Source organism: Afipia massiliensis, assembly GCF_014203115.1.
GTDB lineage: Bacteria > Pseudomonadota > Alphaproteobacteria > Rhizobiales > Xanthobacteraceae > Afipia > Afipia massiliensis.
In genome coordinates this window covers 1-16,045 of sequence record NZ_JACHIJ010000007.1, presented here as the reverse complement: position 1 = coordinate 16,045, position 16,045 = coordinate 1, and the positions used below count along the sequence as shown (strand labels likewise).

The following is a 16,045-nucleotide window of genomic DNA, read 5'->3' as shown; positions in this document are numbered from 1 at the left end:
GGAGCTTACTTGTTGCCGGCCACGATGCCCGCCGGCTCGTCGCTCAGCCAGCGATAGACCACGCCGCCGATGATGCCGCCGATGATCGGCGCGACCCAGAACAGCCAAAGCTGCTGAATGGCCCATCCGCCGACGAACAGCGCGGGACCGGTGCTGCGCGCCGGGTTCACCGAGGTATTGGTGACGGGGATGCTGACGAGATGGATCATCACCAGCGCAAGGCCGATCGCCAGCGGCGCGAAGCCGGCCGGCGCCTTGCCGTGGGTCGCCCCCATGATGATGAACAGGAACATCGCAGTCATCGCCACTTCGCACACAAAAGCAGCCAGAAGACTGTATTTGCCGGGCGAATGGTCCGCGTAGCCATTGGAGGCGAAACCGCCTGCGAGGTCGAACCCGGCTTTGCCGCTGGCAATGACGTAGAGCAGGCCCGCGCCAAGCACGGCTCCGATCACCTGGGCAATGATGTAGGGAGCAATCTGACTTGCAGGGAAGCGGCCGCCTGCGGCCAGACCGACGGTGACGGCAGGATTGAGATGGCACCCTGAAATATGACCGATGGCAAAGGCCATCGTCACCACGCTCAGGCCAAACGCGAACGAAACACCCAAAAGCCCGATACCAACCTGTGGAAAAGCCGCCGCAAGGACCGCGCTGCCGCAGCCTGCAAATGTGAGCCAGAACGTGCCGATGACCTCGGCGGCATATTTCTTCGTATTCATGTCACGTCTCCCCAGTGGTGTTGGATCACCTCAATGGCGGGAACCGTAGAAATCGGAGTCTTAAGCCTTCCTAAACTCCCCCGAATCGCGGGCCCGATCCGTCCAATCTGCCCCGAAATCGTGACATTCGGGCCTTGGAAAAAGGCCGTCCACAGGTGGACATTCCCGGTTTGATCTGGTACATCCGCGCCCTTGATGGGAAGGGCGTGGCCTTTAGTCGGCCCTTCGTCGTCTCCTGAATTCCTGATTGAAACCAAAGAGGATGCCGCGTGCAGGTTCTCGTCCGCGATAACAATGTCGACCAGGCTCTCAAGGCGCTGAAGAAAAAGATGCAGCGCGAGGGCATTTTCCGCGAGATGAAGCTCCGCGGCCATTACGAAAAGCCCTCTGAGAAGAAGGCTCGCGAAAAGGCGGAAGCCGTTCGCCGCGCCCGCAAGCTCGCGCGCAAGAAGCTGCAGCGCGAAGGCCTGCTGCCGATGAAGCCGAAGCCGGTGTTCGGCGCCGGTCCGGGCGGCGATCGTGGTGCGGCCGGTGGCCGTGGCGGCGCAGGCGCTGGTGCCGGTCCGCGTGGACCGCGCTAAGCGAACTCAACAGTTTTGAATACGAAAACGCGGGCCTCACGGTCCGCGTTTTCGTTTGAGCGAGAACTAGTCCTTGCCGGCCATGAAGGCCCGCGCGACATCCACCGCGCCATAATCGTCGAGGTTGATGTGGGTGCCGAGCGGGAACGGCACGAAGCGTTTCGGACCGGGCGCAAGATCGAACAGCCGCCGCCCCAGTTGCGCCGGGACCACCGTATCCTTCTCTCCGTGCATGACCAGCAGCGGGACTTTCACGCTAGCGATGCGCTCGTCGGACTGGAATGTATCCCGCATCAGCCAGCGCACCGGCATATACCAGAACAGCGACGCGGCGATATCGGCGACCGATGTATAGGGCGCTTCAAGAATGAGTTTGCCGACCGGCTGGCTCGCGGCGATGGCGACCGCGACGCCGGAGCCGAGCGAATAACCCCACGGCACGATGCGCTCCGGCGGATAATGCGCCGCTGCGAACGCATAAGTCGCGGCTCCGTCGTTCAATAATCCAGCTTCGCTCGGTTTGCCGCTGGAGCCGCCGTATCCACGGAACGACAGCGCGATGAGGCCAGTGCCGTCGGCGGTGATGGCGCGAAAGCGCGGCACGCGCCACGCCAGCACTTCACCATTGCCGTGGAAGAACACAGCGACGGGCTTCCCCGCTTTCGCCGCGACGTGCCAGACGATGACCTTCTCGCCGTCCTTGGTCTCGAGCACGACTTCCTGCGCTTCCGGGAATCCTGCTGCGGCGGGATCGGTTCTCGTCGTTTCCGGCACCGGATAAAGCAGCATCCGCTGAAAGAGATACAGCGCCACCGCAACCGCAGCATAGGCGGCAATCGCGAGCACCACGATCGACTGAAAACTCTTCATCACCCGTACAAGCGAAATGACGGTCTAGCTCGCTGCATCGGATCATGGACGATCAAATCCGGCAATCCAGGGATGCAGGATACCGCCGTAAAAAAACGCGGGCCTTCCGGCCCGCGTGTGTGCTTGAGCATTCCTGGGAGGGAAAGTGTGCCCAAACAAGGTCTCAAACGTTCAGGTTCATCCAGACCGCTTTCGGCTCGGTGAAATTGGCAAGCGCTTCGGTGCCGTGTTCGCGGCCGAAACCCGAATCGCCTGCACCGCCCCACGGCAGCCGCACGTCGGTGTAGCCATAGGTATTGATCCAGACCGTGCCGGCCTTCGCCTTCTTCGCGAAGCGCTGCACGCGACCCATGTCGCGGCTCCACACGCCAGCGGCGAGGCTGAATGCCGTGCCGTTGGCGATCCGCAGCGCATCGGCCTCATCCTTGAACTTGATGACGCTGACCACGGGCCCGAAGATTTCTTCCTGCGAAATTCGCATCTCGTGCTTCACGTTCGCAAACACCGCCGGACTGATGTAGTAGCCGCGGTCGCCGACGCGCTCACCGCCGGTGACGAGCGACGCGCCTTCCCTCTGACCGATATCGACATAGTCGAGGATCGACGTCATCTGCTTTTCGGAAATCACCGGACCGAGCGCCGTGGTCTTGTCGGCAGTGTCGCCCATGCGCAGGGCTTTCGCGCGCGCCGCGAGCCGCTCGACCACTTCGCCGTAGACGTTTTCATGGGCCAGTACGCGTGAACCGGCCGAGCATACCTGCCCGGCATTGAAGAAGATGCCCGCCGCTGCGGCCTTGGTGGCCGCGTCGAGATCGGCATCGTCGAAGATCACGTTAGCCGACTTGCCGCCAAGTTCGAGCGACACGCGCTTGAAGTTGCCCGCCGCACCGCGAAGGATGCCGCGGCCGACGCCGGGCGATCCGGTGAACGTCACTTTGTCGACGCCGGGATGATTGACCAGCGCATCGCCGACCACACGGCCCGGACCCGGCACGATGTTCAGCACGCCCGGCGGCAGACCTGCTTCCAGCGCAAGCTCGCCGATCCGCAGCGCCGACAGCGAGGTCAGTTCGGCGGGCTTCATCACCACGGTGCAGCCGCAGGCCAGCGCCGGCGCGAGTTTCCACATGCCGATCATCAACGGGAAATTCCACGGCACGATCACCGCCACCACGCCGACCGGCTCGCGCACGGTGTAGGTCAGCGCATCGCTGCGTGTCGGCACGGTGTCGCCGTGAATCTTGTCGGCCCAGCCGGCGTAATAGGTCAGCGTGTCGATGGCGGCGGGAAGATCCTGCCGCAGCACCGCAGAGATCGGCTTGCCCGCGTCGCGGCTTTCCAACTCGGCGAGTTCGGCGCTGTGTTGCTTCATGAGTTCGGCGAGCCGGAGCAGGATGTGGCCGCGCTCGGCAGGACGCATGTTGCCCCAGACGCCCAAGAAGGCGCGGCGCGCAGCGACGACAGCGCGCTCGACGTCAGCTTCGTTACCTTCGGAGATCACCGCGATGACCTCCTCTGTCGCAGGATTGAGCGTCTTGAAGGTGCGGCCCGACACCGACTCGATGTGCCGGCCGTCGATCAGGAGCTGCTTGCGGAGGACAACGGCGTCGCGGGGCGTATTATGGAAATAGTCATATGCAATCGACATCATATTCTCCTGTTCTTTCTCCCAATTTTTGCACTAAATTCTTGATAGTAAATATGATATGATTTGCCAGTGGCTCGCGATCGTATGAAGTTCATTTCATAATCAGAGGTGCCCGATGTTTCATATCGAGATCGAACCCGTCTGGCGCTTCCACAAGGAAGGCAGCCCGCAGACCGCCGTCGTCATGCTGGGCGTACTCAATGAAATCCGTACATCCGGCAAACTCACCAGCGCCGCAAAACACGCCGGCCTGTCCTACCGCCATGTCTGGAATCTGGTCGAACAGTGGTCCGAGTTCTTCGGCGTGCCACTGGTCGAAACCCATCGCGGCAAGGGCACCACGCTGACCGCCTTCGGCGAGAAGCTGGTGTGGGCCGGGCAGCGCATGCAGGCCCGCCTCGGCCCGCAGCTTGAAAATCTCGCGCAAGAACTTGTCACCGAAATCAAGCCGTTCCTGCATCACCGCCCAAGCGTGATCCGCGTTCATGCCAGCCATGGGTTCGCGGTCTCGAAGCTGCGTGAACTGCTCGACCGGGAGCCGGGCATCGGCGTCGACCTGCGCTATGTCAGCAACCAGAACTCACTGGTGTCGCTGGCGCAGGGCGCGTGCGATCTCTCCGGCGTCCACGTCCCGCGCGGGGAACTGCGCGCGCAAAGCGTCAAGGCGTGCCGGGAGTGGCTCGATCCGCGTGAGGATCGCGTCATCAGTTTCGTGACCCGCGAGATGGGTCTGATGGTGAAGCCCGGCAACCCGCTCAACATCGTGTCGCTGAAAGATCTGGTCGACACAAAAGCCCGGTTCGTCAACCGCGATCACGATTCCGGAACACGGACGCTGTTCGACCAGCTGCTGGCACAGCACAGGATCGACGAGGCGAAGATCAACGGCGCGCAGCAGATGGAATTCACCCATGCCGCTGTGGCCGCCTATGTCGCCAGCGGCATGGCCGATGCGGCGTTCGGCGTCGAGGCCGCCGCGAAGCAGTTCGGACTCGATTTCGTCCGTCTGCTGACGGAGGACTATTTCTTCGTGTGCCGCCGCGCGTTTCTCGAAACCGAACCGATGCAGCGCGTACTCGACGTGATGAAGGGCGAGGCGTTTCACGATGCGGTGACGCAACTCCCCGGCTATGTCGCGGCGAGCCCCGGAGCGGTCAGCACGGTCAAGGAGTTTCTGGATATCGTCGACGCCACCAGCCGACCCGTTAAGATTAAGCCTTAACCAATTATTAATTCTACGTTTGCGGGCCCCAAAGGCGCGACCTAGCGTGCCCTGAGTGCTGCTCGCAACTTAGAACTGGTGCGTGCCATGATGTATAGAATGTATGGAGCGCTCATCGCCTCTCTCGGCGTGGCCGCGCTTATCCTTGCCCCGAACGAGACATTTGCCGATCCGGTAGCCACGTATGCTGGAGGGCCTGTTTCGGCGCGTCCGGCTTTCCGTCCATCAACCGGCCGGCCTCTGCAGCGTCACCGAGGACACAACGCAGGGACTTTCTGGCCGGGCACAGCCGGCGTGTTCTACGAACCATCGTATGCCGGACGCGGCGTGGATGTCGTGCCGCCACCGTCAGGCGATATACGCTACACTTACACTTATGATGTTCCCTGGGATTGGGCACATCGATATCCGCCGGCAGTCGCACCTTCCGACAGACCTTATGTGCAGGAATGCACCAAGCAGACCGTCAAGGTTCCACGGCGCGAAGGCGCAGAGGAAACCGTAAGTGTAAATATCACGCGGTGCTATTAAGCGGCTTGATTGGACTTTGGCCGAAATGAGAGAAGCCGCTCGCTCTCTCGTTTCAAACTGTCCGACGTTAAACGCCTAGTTCGATTCCGGCACCACGGCCTGGAATACGGATTTCGCGGCTGACATCACGTCCTCGGTCACCGACGAACGCCCCTGTTTCGCGCGCAGATCAAGCGGGCGCGAGGGAATGTCGGCCGGCGGCGTCAGCCGCAGGCCACCATCATCGGCCCGGGTCTCGGACGATCCTGAGATCGGCGTGGGAAATGGCTGCGGCGGAGCCATCACGGCGGCTTCGCTCGGCGGTGGCGCGACCGTGACCGCAGGCGGCAGCGGCTGGACCGATGGCTGTTGCGGGGCAACGGCGGGAGCATAGACAACGCTGTTGACCCGGGCGCGCTCCTGACCCCGCTCCTGCGCTTTCGCCGACTCGTCGGCACGCACGGCTTCCGGCACACGCGGCGGCTCGGATGTCGCCTTGGCATTGCGCAGCCGTTCGATCGCGGCTCGTGCCAGATCGTTGGCATCGCGCTTGTCGTCATGAGCGGCATTGGCCTCGGCAGGCAATGGCGCAGCAGGCGCTGGCTTCGCGGCGGTCCGTTCCCGCTTCTCGGCCGCAGCCTTCTCGCTGGCGAGTTTGTCGGCGGCAGCCTTCTCACTAGCGAGCTTGTCGGCAGCAGCCTTTTCGGCGGCAAGTTTTTCGGCGGCCTTCTTCGCGTTCTCCGCCCGGTCAGCGGCCGAGCGCTCCGCCGCGGCCTTTTCGAGAGCCTGCTTTTCGGCCTTGAGCCTGGCGGCTTCGGCTTTTGCGGTTTCAGCCTTGGCGGCCTTATCGCCGGACTCGTCGGCTTTCAGCGTCTGGGGGGCAGCATCCTTGGAGGTCTGAGCGGGAGCCGCGATGGCGGCCTTCGGCTTGTCGGCCTCCGACTTGGCGTTGATGTAGTGCGTGACGATATACGCACCGACCACCGTCGCCACGATCGACGGAACGACCTCCAAAAAGTATTTCGTGAACAGCTTCTTGATCATCACAACTCCCCGCAGACGTTGCATGCGGGAACTTTAGGGCCGATTGAGGGATCAACTGCGACGGATCGGTGGCAACTGCGGGGAAAACGCCGGGTAACGGCTTTGTCAGAAGCCTTACCCGGCCCTCCCCCGGCGTTGCCGACCAGCGGCTATTTCACCTTCTCGATACCGGTCAGGGTCATCTGCCCATTGACCTTGTCGACGTCGAACCTGACGTTGTCGCCGACCTTCACCCGCTTCAGCATCTCCGGGGACTGGGCTCTGAAAACCATGGTCATCCCCTCCATATCCATTTTCTTGATGGGGCCGTGCTTGATGGTCATTTTCCCGGCCGCCTCGTCGATCTTGGTGACGGTTCCGCTGACCGGCAACGCCTGAGCATGCGCCGGCGCCGCGGGAAGGAGAGCCAACAGCGCGATGAAGCAGGACGTCGCAAGAATAAGTTTCCGCATATTTCTTCCTCTGGTTTCTGGTTCGATCATTTCACGACAACGGTGCCGATCATCCCGGCCTCGCGGTGCCCCGCGATCAGGCACGCAAACTCGAATGTCCCGGCCTTCGTGAATTTCCAGACGATCTCGCCGGATTTATTCGGGGCGAGTTGAATCCCGTTCGGCTCGTCATGCTCCATGCCGGGATTCTTCTGCATCGCCTCGGCATGCTTGAGGTTCGCCTCTGGTGTCGCCAGCAGGAATTCGTGATCCTCATAGCCGTCGTTGCGAAGCACGAAGCGAACCTGCTCGCCGCGCTTCACTTCGATTTTCTTCGGCTGATAAAATCGGTCCCCCATCTCGACGATGATCTCGCGCGCCGGCTGTTTCGGATCGCCGGGCTCGCCCGCGTCATAAGACGCATGGTTGTCGTGCGCCGAGGTGCGATCGAACGATGCCGGCAACAGCACCAGCGCGGCGGCGATCATGATGATTTTGGATTTTCGCAAAGCAGGCATCTTCAATGTCCTTTGTGGTTCATGGGAGGTTTGATCACTTTCATCTCGATCGCAGGCTTCGACTTTGGGGGCGAAGCCGATTGTTTCGCGGGCGGCGCTGCCGCGCTCGCGACCTCGTAGGCAACCGTTCCGGCAGGATTCTTGTAGGGAGGCGGGTCGGAGTAGTCGTTCGCCGCGAGCCCCTCGCGGATTTTGACGGTCGTGAACATGCCGCCCATTTCGATCGGGCCGAACTGGCCGAATCCGGTCATCATCGGCAACGTGTTGTCCGGCAGCGGCATTTCCATTTCGCCCATGTCGGCCATGCCGGCGCTTCCCATCGGCATGTAATCCGGCACCAGCTTGCGCACGGACTTGACCAGATCGCGCTTCTGCACCCCGACGAAGTTGCGAATGTCGTGGCCCATCGCATTCATGGTGTGATGGCTCTTGTGACAGTGGAATGCCCAGTCGCCCGGCGCATCTGCAACGAACTCGAACGCACGCATGCTGCCGACCGGGAGATCGATGGTCACTTCCGGCCATCGCGCGGTTTCGGGCACCCATCCGCCATCGGTGCAGGTGACGAAGATTTCGTGACCGTGCAGATGCATCGGGTGATTTGTCATGGTGAGATTTCCCATCCTCACCCGCACACGGTCGCCGAGACGAACCGGGAGTGTGTCGATTCCCGGAAACACCCGGCTGTTCCAGGTCCACATGTTGAAGTCGGTCATCTCCGCGACTTTCGGGAGATACGATCCCGGCTCGATGGCGTAGGCGCTGGCGAGGAACACGAAGTCACGATCGACCGGCATGAACTTGCGGTCGCGCGGATGCACGACGAAGAAACCCATCATCCCCATCGCCATCTGCACCATTTCGTCGGAATGCGGGTGGTACATGAACGTGCCGCTCTTCTTCAGCACGAACTCATAGACGAACGTCTTGCCCGGCTTGATGTGCGGCTGGGTCAGACCGCCGACGCCGTCCATGCCGTTCGGCAGCAACATGCCGTGCCAGTGCACGCTGGTGTGCTCGGGCAGCTTGTTGGTGACGAAGATGCGGACCTTGTCGCCTTCGACCGCTTCGATGGTTGGGCCCGGTGCCTGACCGTTGTAGCCCCACAAATGCGCCACCATGCCCGGCGCGAATTCACGCACCACAGGCTCGGCGACCAGATGGAATTCCTTCCAGTCGCCGTTCATGCGCCAGGGCAACGTCCAGCCATTCAGCGTAACGACCGGCTGATAGTCCGGCCCGCTGGATGGAAACAGCGGCGGCTGCATGGTCGTCGCGGTTGAAGTCGCTGCTTCGGGAATGCTCGCGGCCTGAACACGGCCGCTGACGGCGCTGGCGCCGGCAAGCACCGCAGCCGATCCGAGAATGGCTCTGCGTGAGATCATTGGTCGTTCTCCATTCAATGCTGAGGGGCTTCGGCGGATGCGCCGGACATTGCGCGTGCGGATTCGCTGCGTCCGGCAACGCCTCCGCCCATTACCGCGGTGTTGAGATTTGTCGTGGCCAACCAGAAATCCCGCTTCGCCTCGATCGCCGCCGTCGTCGCGGTGATGCGCTGGCGCGCTTCCGCCAGCAGCGCGAACACGTCGATCAGCATGCCGTTGTAGCGAAGCAAGGTTTCGTCGGAGATGATCTTGCGCAGCGGCAGGACTTCTCGCTGGTAGTGGCCCGCGATGTCATAGGACGACCGGTAGGTGCGATAAGCATCGCGCGCTTCCGAGCGAACATTGACCGCGCGCTCCGTCAGGCGGTTGACCGCGTGCATATAGGTCGCCTCGGCTTCCCTGACGCGAACCTCGCCGAAATCGAAAATCGGAATCTGAAGTTCAACGTCAAAACCGCGCTCGCGGATTTTTTCTCCGGTCGCCTTCTCTCTGGTGGTCTTTCCGGCCAACCCGGCATCCAGCACGTTGATGAAGCGTGTCGCCTGCGTCAGTCCGTACGATTTTGCCAGCGCATCGAGCTCAATCCGCCCGATCTGGAGATCGACGTGACGGCGAACCGCCTCGGTCTCGATGCCCGGCAGCGATTGCGGCCGCGAGGGCAACGGCGGCAGCGCAGCGCCCATCCGGAATGCCAGATCGTCACCCCACAGACCCATGGCGCGGATCAGCGCTTCCCGCTCGCTAGCCGCGCGCTGACGCGTGGTGGCGAGTTGCGCGGTGAGATCGGCGTAAAACACCTGCTCACGCGCCTGATCGAGCTTGTTCATGCCGCCGGTCTCGCCGAGCCGGGTGGCGAATTTCGCCGCGGTCTCCGCGCCGGACTGGGCCTCCGCGAGAAAGCCCGCCAGCTCGCGTGCCGAGACGGCGCGATAGTAGGCGCGCCGCGTGTCCGCCGCGATCCGCAGCGTTTCGCTCAAGGCCACGATCTGTGCCTGCCGGAATCGCGCTGCTGCGATTTCCGAACGGACCGGCAATGTCGCAAGCGCCAGCACGTTGGCGACGATCTTGCGTTCGACTTCAACCTCGACCGATCCCGCGATCCGCGACAGCGAAATTGCCGGATTCGGCGGCAGGCTTCCCTCCACGGCCTGCGCTTCCGCGATGGCGAGTTCGTTGTATGCCGCCTGCAGTCCGCGATTGTTGAGCAGCGCGATCTGAACCGCCGCATCCGCAGATAACGGCTTCGCCAGCAGCCGCGCCGTCGTGCTGCGGGCCGCCGCCGTTTCATCCGGCGTGCGCAGTGCGGCGGCATTCTTGCCGAGGTCTTGCGAGACCGTGGCGGTGACGACGCCCATCCCGCCATCCGGCGAGAACGATGCGCAGCCCGACAGCAACACGGCGCAAGCCGCGGCACTCCACGGTCCGATCCGTTGCGTAACGCGCCGATGCGAAGTCGCGGGCGCGATGAAAGTCCTGAAATCCTGAGCTGGCATGATGCACCTACTCGCCGGATTTCGGAGCGGGCGCGACCTGCTCGTTCTGTTTCTTCCAGGCAGCGGGAGCCACCGGTCTTTGAGACGTGTAGCGCCCGAGTGTGGAACTGTATTCCGCGCGCGATGTCCGCGCACCCGGGTCGGACGGGTCCGGCCCAGCGGAAACTGCAGGCTTGGTGGCGCAGCCTGCGAGAAACAGCAGGGCGAGCGATAAAAATAGTGCTTTGAACGGCACCGGCACGAGTGTCGTCGCCACCGGATCAACGGCAGCGAGCCTCGCCAGATTTTGCGCGGGCATCATATCCTCGAATGTCAAACGGCTTCGAAGGCGCGCGACTGTTCAGTCGCAGCGCCGGCGATCAGATCGACAGGAGGACGATTGGGGGGCGATAAAGGAGGTCGGGGGCTTCGCCGGAAATTCCGGCGTCGGAAGACGCAACGACCGATGCGTGAGTCATCGTTCGAGGCGTCAACTCAAACATGCTGGCCGGAAGCGCGCTGATGCACATCACGCCACAGCAAGGGGGTGCGGTCGACTTGCCGCCGGAATCAGTCATTCCGGCATGGTCGTGCATCGCATCTGCAGATTCGGTATTCGCCGGCGCCTGATGATCGTGATCCGCATGCGTCATGCCCTGATGAACATGAACGGCTTCACCGTGCACGTGTCCCGCATGCTGGACCTGCGTTGGACTTGTCAGGCAATGCGCCAGAGCGCTGTCTGCAAAGGCGAGACTGATCGGCGCGACGAGGCAAAAGGCATAGAGCGCTACGAGAATGCGCGCAGCCTTTACCCTCATGACCCTGGTCAGTTGCGTCAGCATCCGGAACCGGCACTCCCATCGTGGCGAACAGCCACGACCATGGCCAGAGGTACAGTCAGAGTTCCAAACAGGCAAGACGCTTTGAGGTCACAGCAACGCGAGAAAGACGTCAGTTCGCACCCTCATTTCGCACAGCGGTTCCGGTCTGCGCGGATGCATAGCCGGGCCGATATGGACGAAAGCCTTCGGGCGGCGTAGCAAATAGCCCGGGTTCCTTTGCAAGAGCAGCCCGCGCCGGGCCATCAGCGGCCGACCACTGACACCAAGCCTTTCGGAGTTCACGATCTTGACCGAACATCAGCCGGCCGCCTCCATCGACGCCGTCGAACAAGGACTGGCATCGGCGGGCTACATCGCCAACCGTCAGATCGCGACCGCGGTTTACCTGTCGCAGCAGATCGAAAAGCCGATCCTCGTGGAAGGGCCGGCCGGCGTCGGCAAGACCGAACTGGCGAAGGCGATCGCGGCATGGCGCGGCCTCAAGCTGATCCGCCTGCAATGCTATGAAGGCCTCGACGAAGCCAAGGCGCTTTACGAGTGGAAATACGCCAAGCAGCTGCTCTACACGCAGATCCTGAAGGACAAGCTCGGCGAAGTGCTGGGCGACGCGGAGACACTTCCGGCGGCGCTGAACAAGCTGCACGATTTCGGCGACGTGTTCTTCTCCAAGGAATTCGTCGAGCCGCGGCCGCTGCTGCAGGCACTTGAGCAACCGAAGGGCTGCGTGCTGCTGATCGACGAAATCGACAAGTCGGACGCGGAGTTCGAATCGCTGCTGCTCGAAATCCTGTCCGACTTTCAGGTAACGCTGCCTGAACTCGGCACCATCTCCGCGATTGCGCCTCCGACGGTGATCCTGACCTCCAACAGCGAACGCGACCTCGGCGACGCGCTGAAGCGGCGCTGTCTCCATCTGCACATCGGCTTTCCCGAGCAGAAGCTCGAGGAGCGTATTGTCGAAAGCCGCGTGCCCGGCATTTCGCAATCGCTGCGGCGGCAGATCGTCAGCTTCATCAACGACGTCCGCACGCTCGATCTGAAGAAACTGCCGTCGGTCTCCGAGGCCATCGACTGGGCGCGGGTGCTGGTTCTTCTGCAGGCGAGCGAGCTGGATCACCAGATGGTCAAGGACACGCTCAATGTCCTCCTCAAGTACGAGGCCGACATCGAGACCACCATGCCCCAGGTCACCGCCTTCATCGGCAAGACACGCCAGCTAGTGTCCTGAATCCGAAGTTCGCCTCATTTTGCAGCATGCTCTATAGCGAACTTCGGATTCAAAAGGACACTAGCAATCATAACCTCAGTGTGGTTTTGGTTCGCAAGTCCGCAAAAGAAGGCGCTGTAGAAACGATGCGGACTTGCGAACCACCACACTGGAACGTCTTCGGTTAAACCGGATGAGAGAGAACCTGCATCGCTTCTTTCGGGCGGCCCGCGGGGCCGGAGTGCGGATTTCGCCCTCCGAAAGCATTGACGCGATGCGGGCGGTCTCCGAGATCGGCTTTACCGACCGAGAAATCCTGCGCGACACGTTTCTGCTGACGCTCGCCAAGAGCACCGACGACAAGCGGGCGCTCGGCGAATGCTTCGATCTGTTCTTCCGGCAGCCTGAGATCACCGGACCGCCGACTCAAGACAACGAGGCAGGCGAAGCCGGCGAGAGCGGCGACGCATCGAGCGAGCAGATGCCGCCGGGCGCTGCCGCATCGTCCCCTCCTTCGGGCCTCGGTCCGCTGGCCCAGATGCTGATGTCGCAGGACCGCAATGCCCTCGCGGCTGCGATTGCGAATGCCTCTGCCGCCGCGGAGCTGTCCGAGATCAGGTTCTTCACCCAGCGCGGGATCTATTCGAGCAAGATCCTCAACGAACTCGGCATCGCGCAGTTGCGGGACGATCTCGATGCCCTGACCGCCAGCAATCCAGCGGAGGCCGAGCGGCTTGCGGCAGCGACCGAAGCGCTGCGCGAGAATGTGCGCGATACCGTTTCGCAGGCGCTGCTGCTGTACGGCCGCGAGGAAACCGAGAATCTGCGCAACGACATCCTGCGCAACGCGCCGATGTCGCAGCTCGACCAGCGGCAAATCCAGCAGATGCGCGTGCTGATCCGCCAGATCGCACGGCGCCTGCGCGAGCGCTACAGCAAGCCGCGCAAGCGCCAGCGCCGCGGCCATCTCGACGTGCGCCGCACGATCCGGCGCAACGCGGCATGGGGCGGCGTGCCGTTCCTGACCACATGGAAGCGCCGCCACCGCGACAAACCGAAGATCATCGCGATCTGCGACGTCAGCGGCTCGGTCGCGCGCGTCTCGGACTTCTTCCTGCTGCTGATCTACAGCCTTCATGAAGTTGTGTCCGACGTCCGCTCCTTCGCGTTCTCAGGCCACCTGATCGAGGTCAGCGACATTCTCGAAGAGATGGATGCCGACAAGGCGATGAAAGAGATCATGACGCAGGTCGGATTCGGTTCCTCGGACTACGGCAAGTCGCTGGCTGATTTCGAAAAGCTGTGTCTCAGCGCAGTAACGCCGCAAACCACGGTGATCGTGCTGGGCGATGCGCGGACGAACAACCTCGATCCTCGCGCCGATATTCTTCGGCGTATCTCGGAGCGCTCCAAGCGGCTGGTCTGGCTCAATCCCGAAGGCCGCATGGTGTGGGGCTGGGGCGATTCGGAAATGCCGCGCTACGCGACCTATTGCAGCGTCGTGCGCCAGTGCGCCACCGCCAAGCAACTCGAACGCGCCATCACCGATATCGTCGCGGCGTATCAGTAAGCGGTTTTCTGTTCGGGCATGATCTTATCCGAAAACCGGTGCCCACTTTTCGGGATCATGCCCTAAGGCACGAGCACCATGAAAATAAACACCGCGAACATCACCAGATGCACCAGGCCGTACAGGATGTTGGTGCGGCCGGTTCCGAACGTCGCCAGGCTGACCAGAAAGGTCATGATCAACAGCATGGTGTCGCGAGTCTCGAGACCGAGCACCAGCCGCTTGTCCAGCAAATAGGTCGCGATCGCGACGGCCGGCACGGTCAGGCCGATGGTGGCCAGCGACGAGCCGAGCGCAAGATTGATGCTCTTCTGCAGATCGTTCTTGCGCGCGGCAGCCAGCGCGGCGACGCCTTCCGGCAGCAGGATCAGCAGCGCCACGACGACACCCGCAAAGGCCGGCGGCGCACCAATCGCGGCCGCTCCGGCGTCCACCACCAGCGAGAACTTCTTGGCCAGCATCACCACGCCGACCAGCGAGACCAGCAGCAGGGACCCGCTGATCAAAAACAGGCGGCCCGCCGGGCCGTGATCCTGTTCCCCCTCGCCCGCGCCTGCGATGAAATAGTCGCGGTGGCGAATGGTCTGGGTGTAGAGAAACACGCCGTATAGAACGATGGTGACGACGCTGACGAAGCCGAGCTGGCTGGCGGAATAGACCGGGCCGGGCGTGGTCTCGGTGTAGTTCGGCAGGATCAGCGTGATGGTGGCCAGCACGATGAGCACGCTGAGGTAGACGTTGGCGCCGGTGACCTGGAAATCCTGCTCGCGATAGCGCAGCCCGCCAACAAGGATGCAGATGCCCACGAGGCCGTTGCAGACGATCATGACCACCGCGAACACGGTGTCGCGTGCCAGCGTCGGCACGCCGTTCTCGCCAAGCATGATGGTGGCGATCAGGGCCACCTCGATAATGGTTACCGAGAGCGTCAGCAGCAGCGTGCCGTAGGGCTCGCCGATCCGCTCCGCGATCACCTCGGCATGGTGGACCGCAGCGAACACAGTGCCGAACAGGATGACCAGCAGCACCGCCGCGAAGACCAGCCCCGCCGGGGTGTGGGTGAAACCGATGCCGAGCGCCGGAATTTCGGTGACGATATAAAGCAAAATGGCCAGCGCGGGATAAACCCAGGCTGACCGTGGCATGTGTGTATGGGCACTCATGCACACGATACTAACGGCGCGATTGCAGAACGCCTAGCCAGCCCGGAGGAAATTTGCACCCGGAAGCGAGATGCCTTAACCAAAAAGAACTGCTTTTTGGAAGGAAACGAAAAAATGTTCTCTCACGTCATGATCGGGACAAACGATCTCGAAAAGGCCAAGGCGTTTTACGACAATCTGCTGGGCACGCTCGGGGTGCCGCCGGGGATCGTCGACCGCCATCGCATCTTCTATCGCACCAAAACCGGGACTTTTTCGGTGACGAAACCAATCGACGGCAAACCAGCCACCTTTGCCAATGGCGGGACCATTGGCTTTGCTGCGACTTCGCCCGAGGAAGCCAACGCCTGGCATGCAAGCGGCATCGCAAACGGCGGCACGACGTGCGAGGAGCCGCCGGGCATCCGTGGAATGGGCGACCTTAAACTGCACTGTGCCTATCTGCGCGACCCGGACGGCAACAAACTCTGTGCAGTGTATCGGGTGCCAAAGGCATAAAAAAGAGGCCGTGCAGTGCACGGCCTCTTTCGTTCCTGCGATTGAATAAGCCGCGTTGCCTACATCGCCTTGACGATGTTTTCGGTCATTTTCTTGGCGTCGCCGAGCAGCATCATGGTGTTGTCGCGATAGAACAGCGGATTGTCGACACCGGCGTAGCCGGAGGCCAGCGAACGCTTGATGAACATCACGGTGCCGGCCTTCCAGACCTGCAGCACCGGCATGCCGTAGATCGGCGACTTCGGATCTTCTTCCGCCGCCGGATTGGTCACGTCGTTGGCGCCGATCACGAAGGCGACGTCGGCCTGCGCGAACTCCGAGTTGATGTCCTCGAGTTCGAACACCTCGTCGTAGGGCAC

General features: G+C 62.2%; 17 protein-coding genes. 5 read left to right on the top strand and 12 right to left on the bottom strand.

Annotated elements, in window-relative coordinates:
• Nucleotides 1-5: 5 nt before the first annotated feature.
• Nucleotides 6-722 (bottom strand): aquaporin Z, encoded by a 717-nt coding sequence (aqpZ, locus tag HNQ36_RS21215; protein ID WP_184088460.1) that lies wholly within the window; start codon nt 720-722, stop codon nt 6-8.
• Nucleotides 723-991: 269 nt separating this feature from the next.
• Here aqpZ and rpsU point away from each other — a divergent pair, with 269 nt between their 5' ends.
• On the top strand, nt 992-1,303 hold the full coding sequence (rpsU, locus tag HNQ36_RS21210; protein WP_046827651.1) for a 30S ribosomal protein S21: 312 nt from the start codon (nt 992-994) through the stop codon (nt 1,301-1,303).
• A gap of 66 nt (nt 1,304-1,369) precedes the next feature.
• Here rpsU and HNQ36_RS21205 read toward each other — a convergent pair whose 3' ends face one another.
• Entirely contained in the window at nt 1,370-2,173 is an 804-nt protein-coding gene (locus HNQ36_RS21205; protein WP_184088457.1) for an alpha/beta hydrolase, read from the bottom strand.
• Between the two features lie 163 nt (nt 2,174-2,336).
• The gene (locus HNQ36_RS21200; protein WP_184088454.1) at nt 2,337-3,821 is read right to left on the bottom strand and encodes an aldehyde dehydrogenase family protein; all 1,485 of its coding nucleotides are present in this window, start codon (nt 3,819-3,821) and stop codon (nt 2,337-2,339) included.
• Between the two features lie 115 nt (nt 3,822-3,936).
• On the opposite strand from HNQ36_RS21200, the gene HNQ36_RS21195 reads away from it, so the two are divergent.
• Nucleotides 3,937-5,043, top strand: a complete 1,107-nt coding sequence (locus HNQ36_RS21195) for a substrate-binding domain-containing protein (RefSeq protein ID WP_184088452.1) — start codon at nt 3,937-3,939, stop codon at nt 5,041-5,043.
• Nucleotides 5,044-5,649: 606 nt separating this feature from the next.
• Here HNQ36_RS21195 and HNQ36_RS21190 read toward each other — a convergent pair.
• The 7 genes from HNQ36_RS21190 to HNQ36_RS21160 form a co-directional block, all read right to left on the bottom strand.
• Nucleotides 5,650-6,597 carry a cell envelope biogenesis protein TolA gene (locus tag HNQ36_RS21190; RefSeq protein ID WP_184088451.1) on the bottom strand — a complete coding sequence of 316 codons (948 nt, stop codon included), beginning with the start codon at nt 6,595-6,597 and terminating at the stop codon, nt 5,650-5,652.
• Nucleotides 6,598-6,746: 149 nt separating this feature from the next.
• On the bottom strand, nt 6,747-7,049 hold the full coding sequence (locus HNQ36_RS21185; RefSeq protein WP_184088449.1) for a copper-binding protein: 303 nt from the start codon (nt 7,047-7,049) through the stop codon (nt 6,747-6,749).
• 26 nt (nt 7,050-7,075) lie between these two features.
• Nucleotides 7,076-7,546 (bottom strand): cupredoxin domain-containing protein, encoded by a 471-nt coding sequence (locus HNQ36_RS21180; protein WP_184088447.1) that lies wholly within the window; start codon nt 7,544-7,546, stop codon nt 7,076-7,078.
• Nucleotides 7,547-7,548: 2 nt separating this feature from the next.
• Complete coding sequence (locus HNQ36_RS21175) at nt 7,549-8,931, bottom strand: multicopper oxidase family protein (protein ID WP_184088445.1); 1,383 nt, start codon at nt 8,929-8,931, stop codon at nt 7,549-7,551.
• A gap of 14 nt (nt 8,932-8,945) precedes the next feature.
• Entirely contained in the window at nt 8,946-10,424 is a 1,479-nt protein-coding gene (locus HNQ36_RS21170; RefSeq protein ID WP_184088443.1) for a TolC family protein, read from the bottom strand.
• Between the two features lie 7 nt (nt 10,425-10,431).
• Complete coding sequence (locus tag HNQ36_RS21165) at nt 10,432-10,722, bottom strand: hypothetical protein (RefSeq protein WP_184088440.1); 291 nt, start codon at nt 10,720-10,722, stop codon at nt 10,432-10,434.
• 61 nt (nt 10,723-10,783) lie between these two features.
• Nucleotides 10,784-11,248, bottom strand: coding sequence for a hypothetical protein (locus HNQ36_RS21160; protein WP_184088437.1), 465 nt, complete (start codon nt 11,246-11,248; stop codon nt 10,784-10,786).
• Between the two features lie 286 nt (nt 11,249-11,534).
• Between HNQ36_RS21160 and HNQ36_RS21155 the strand changes: the two genes are divergently transcribed.
• Together HNQ36_RS21155 and HNQ36_RS21150 are read left to right on the top strand one after the other, a co-directional pair.
• Nucleotides 11,535-12,476 carry an AAA family ATPase gene (locus HNQ36_RS21155; RefSeq protein ID WP_184088434.1) on the top strand — a complete coding sequence of 314 codons (942 nt, stop codon included), beginning with the start codon at nt 11,535-11,537 and terminating at the stop codon, nt 12,474-12,476.
• A 172-nt stretch (nt 12,477-12,648) separates the two neighbouring features.
• A complete protein-coding gene (locus HNQ36_RS21150) occupies nt 12,649-14,025 on the top strand; it encodes a vWA domain-containing protein (protein ID WP_184088431.1) in 1,377 nt (458 codons plus the stop codon).
• Between the two features lie 62 nt (nt 14,026-14,087).
• Here HNQ36_RS21150 and HNQ36_RS21145 read toward each other — a convergent pair whose 3' ends face one another.
• Entirely contained in the window at nt 14,088-15,188 is a 1,101-nt protein-coding gene (locus tag HNQ36_RS21145; protein ID WP_184088428.1) for a calcium:cation antiporter, read from the bottom strand.
• A gap of 114 nt (nt 15,189-15,302) precedes the next feature.
• Between HNQ36_RS21145 and HNQ36_RS21140 the strand changes: the two genes are divergently transcribed.
• Entirely contained in the window at nt 15,303-15,686 is a 384-nt protein-coding gene (locus tag HNQ36_RS21140; protein ID WP_184089124.1) for a VOC family protein, read from the top strand.
• Nucleotides 15,687-15,745: 59 nt separating this feature from the next.
• Here HNQ36_RS21140 and HNQ36_RS21135 read toward each other — a convergent pair.
• Nucleotides 15,746-16,045 (bottom strand): NAD(P)(+) transhydrogenase (Re/Si-specific) subunit beta (locus tag HNQ36_RS21135; protein ID WP_184088426.1); only part of this gene is annotated, 300 nt, incomplete at its 5' end.

Excerpts from the sequence above, each read along its gene's own strand:
- HNQ36_RS21140 (WP_184089124.1), top strand. The coding sequence starts at position 15,303 with ATGTTCTCTCACGTCATGATCGGGACAAACGATCTCGAAAAGGCCAAG.
- HNQ36_RS21180 (WP_184088447.1), bottom strand. The coding sequence starts at position 7,546 with ATGCCTGCTTTGCGAAAATCCAAAATCATCATGATCGCCGCCGCGCTG.
- aqpZ (WP_184088460.1), bottom strand. The coding sequence starts at position 722 with ATGAATACGAAGAAATATGCCGCCGAGGTCATCGGCACGTTCTGGCTC.
- HNQ36_RS21165 (WP_184088440.1), bottom strand. The coding sequence starts at position 10,722 with ATGCCCGCGCAAAATCTGGCGAGGCTCGCTGCCGTTGATCCGGTGGCG.
- HNQ36_RS21175 (WP_184088445.1), bottom strand. The coding sequence starts at position 8,931 with ATGATCTCACGCAGAGCCATTCTCGGATCGGCTGCGGTGCTTGCCGGC.
- HNQ36_RS21200 (WP_184088454.1), bottom strand. The coding sequence starts at position 3,821 with ATGTCGATTGCATATGACTATTTCCATAATACGCCCCGCGACGCCGTT.
- HNQ36_RS21170 (WP_184088443.1), bottom strand. The coding sequence starts at position 10,424 with ATGCCAGCTCAGGATTTCAGGACTTTCATCGCGCCCGCGACTTCGCAT.
- HNQ36_RS21160 (WP_184088437.1), bottom strand. The coding sequence starts at position 11,248 with ATGCTGACGCAACTGACCAGGGTCATGAGGGTAAAGGCTGCGCGCATT.
- HNQ36_RS21145 (WP_184088428.1), bottom strand. The coding sequence starts at position 15,188 with ATGAGTGCCCATACACACATGCCACGGTCAGCCTGGGTTTATCCCGCG.
- HNQ36_RS21190 (WP_184088451.1), bottom strand. The coding sequence starts at position 6,597 with ATGATCAAGAAGCTGTTCACGAAATACTTTTTGGAGGTCGTTCCGTCG.
- HNQ36_RS21185 (WP_184088449.1), bottom strand. The coding sequence starts at position 7,049 with ATGCGGAAACTTATTCTTGCGACGTCCTGCTTCATCGCGCTGTTGGCT.
- HNQ36_RS21150 (WP_184088431.1), top strand. The coding sequence starts at position 12,649 with ATGAGAGAGAACCTGCATCGCTTCTTTCGGGCGGCCCGCGGGGCCGGA.
- HNQ36_RS21205 (WP_184088457.1), bottom strand. The coding sequence starts at position 2,173 with ATGAAGAGTTTTCAGTCGATCGTGGTGCTCGCGATTGCCGCCTATGCT.
- HNQ36_RS21195 (WP_184088452.1), top strand. The coding sequence starts at position 3,937 with ATGTTTCATATCGAGATCGAACCCGTCTGGCGCTTCCACAAGGAAGGC.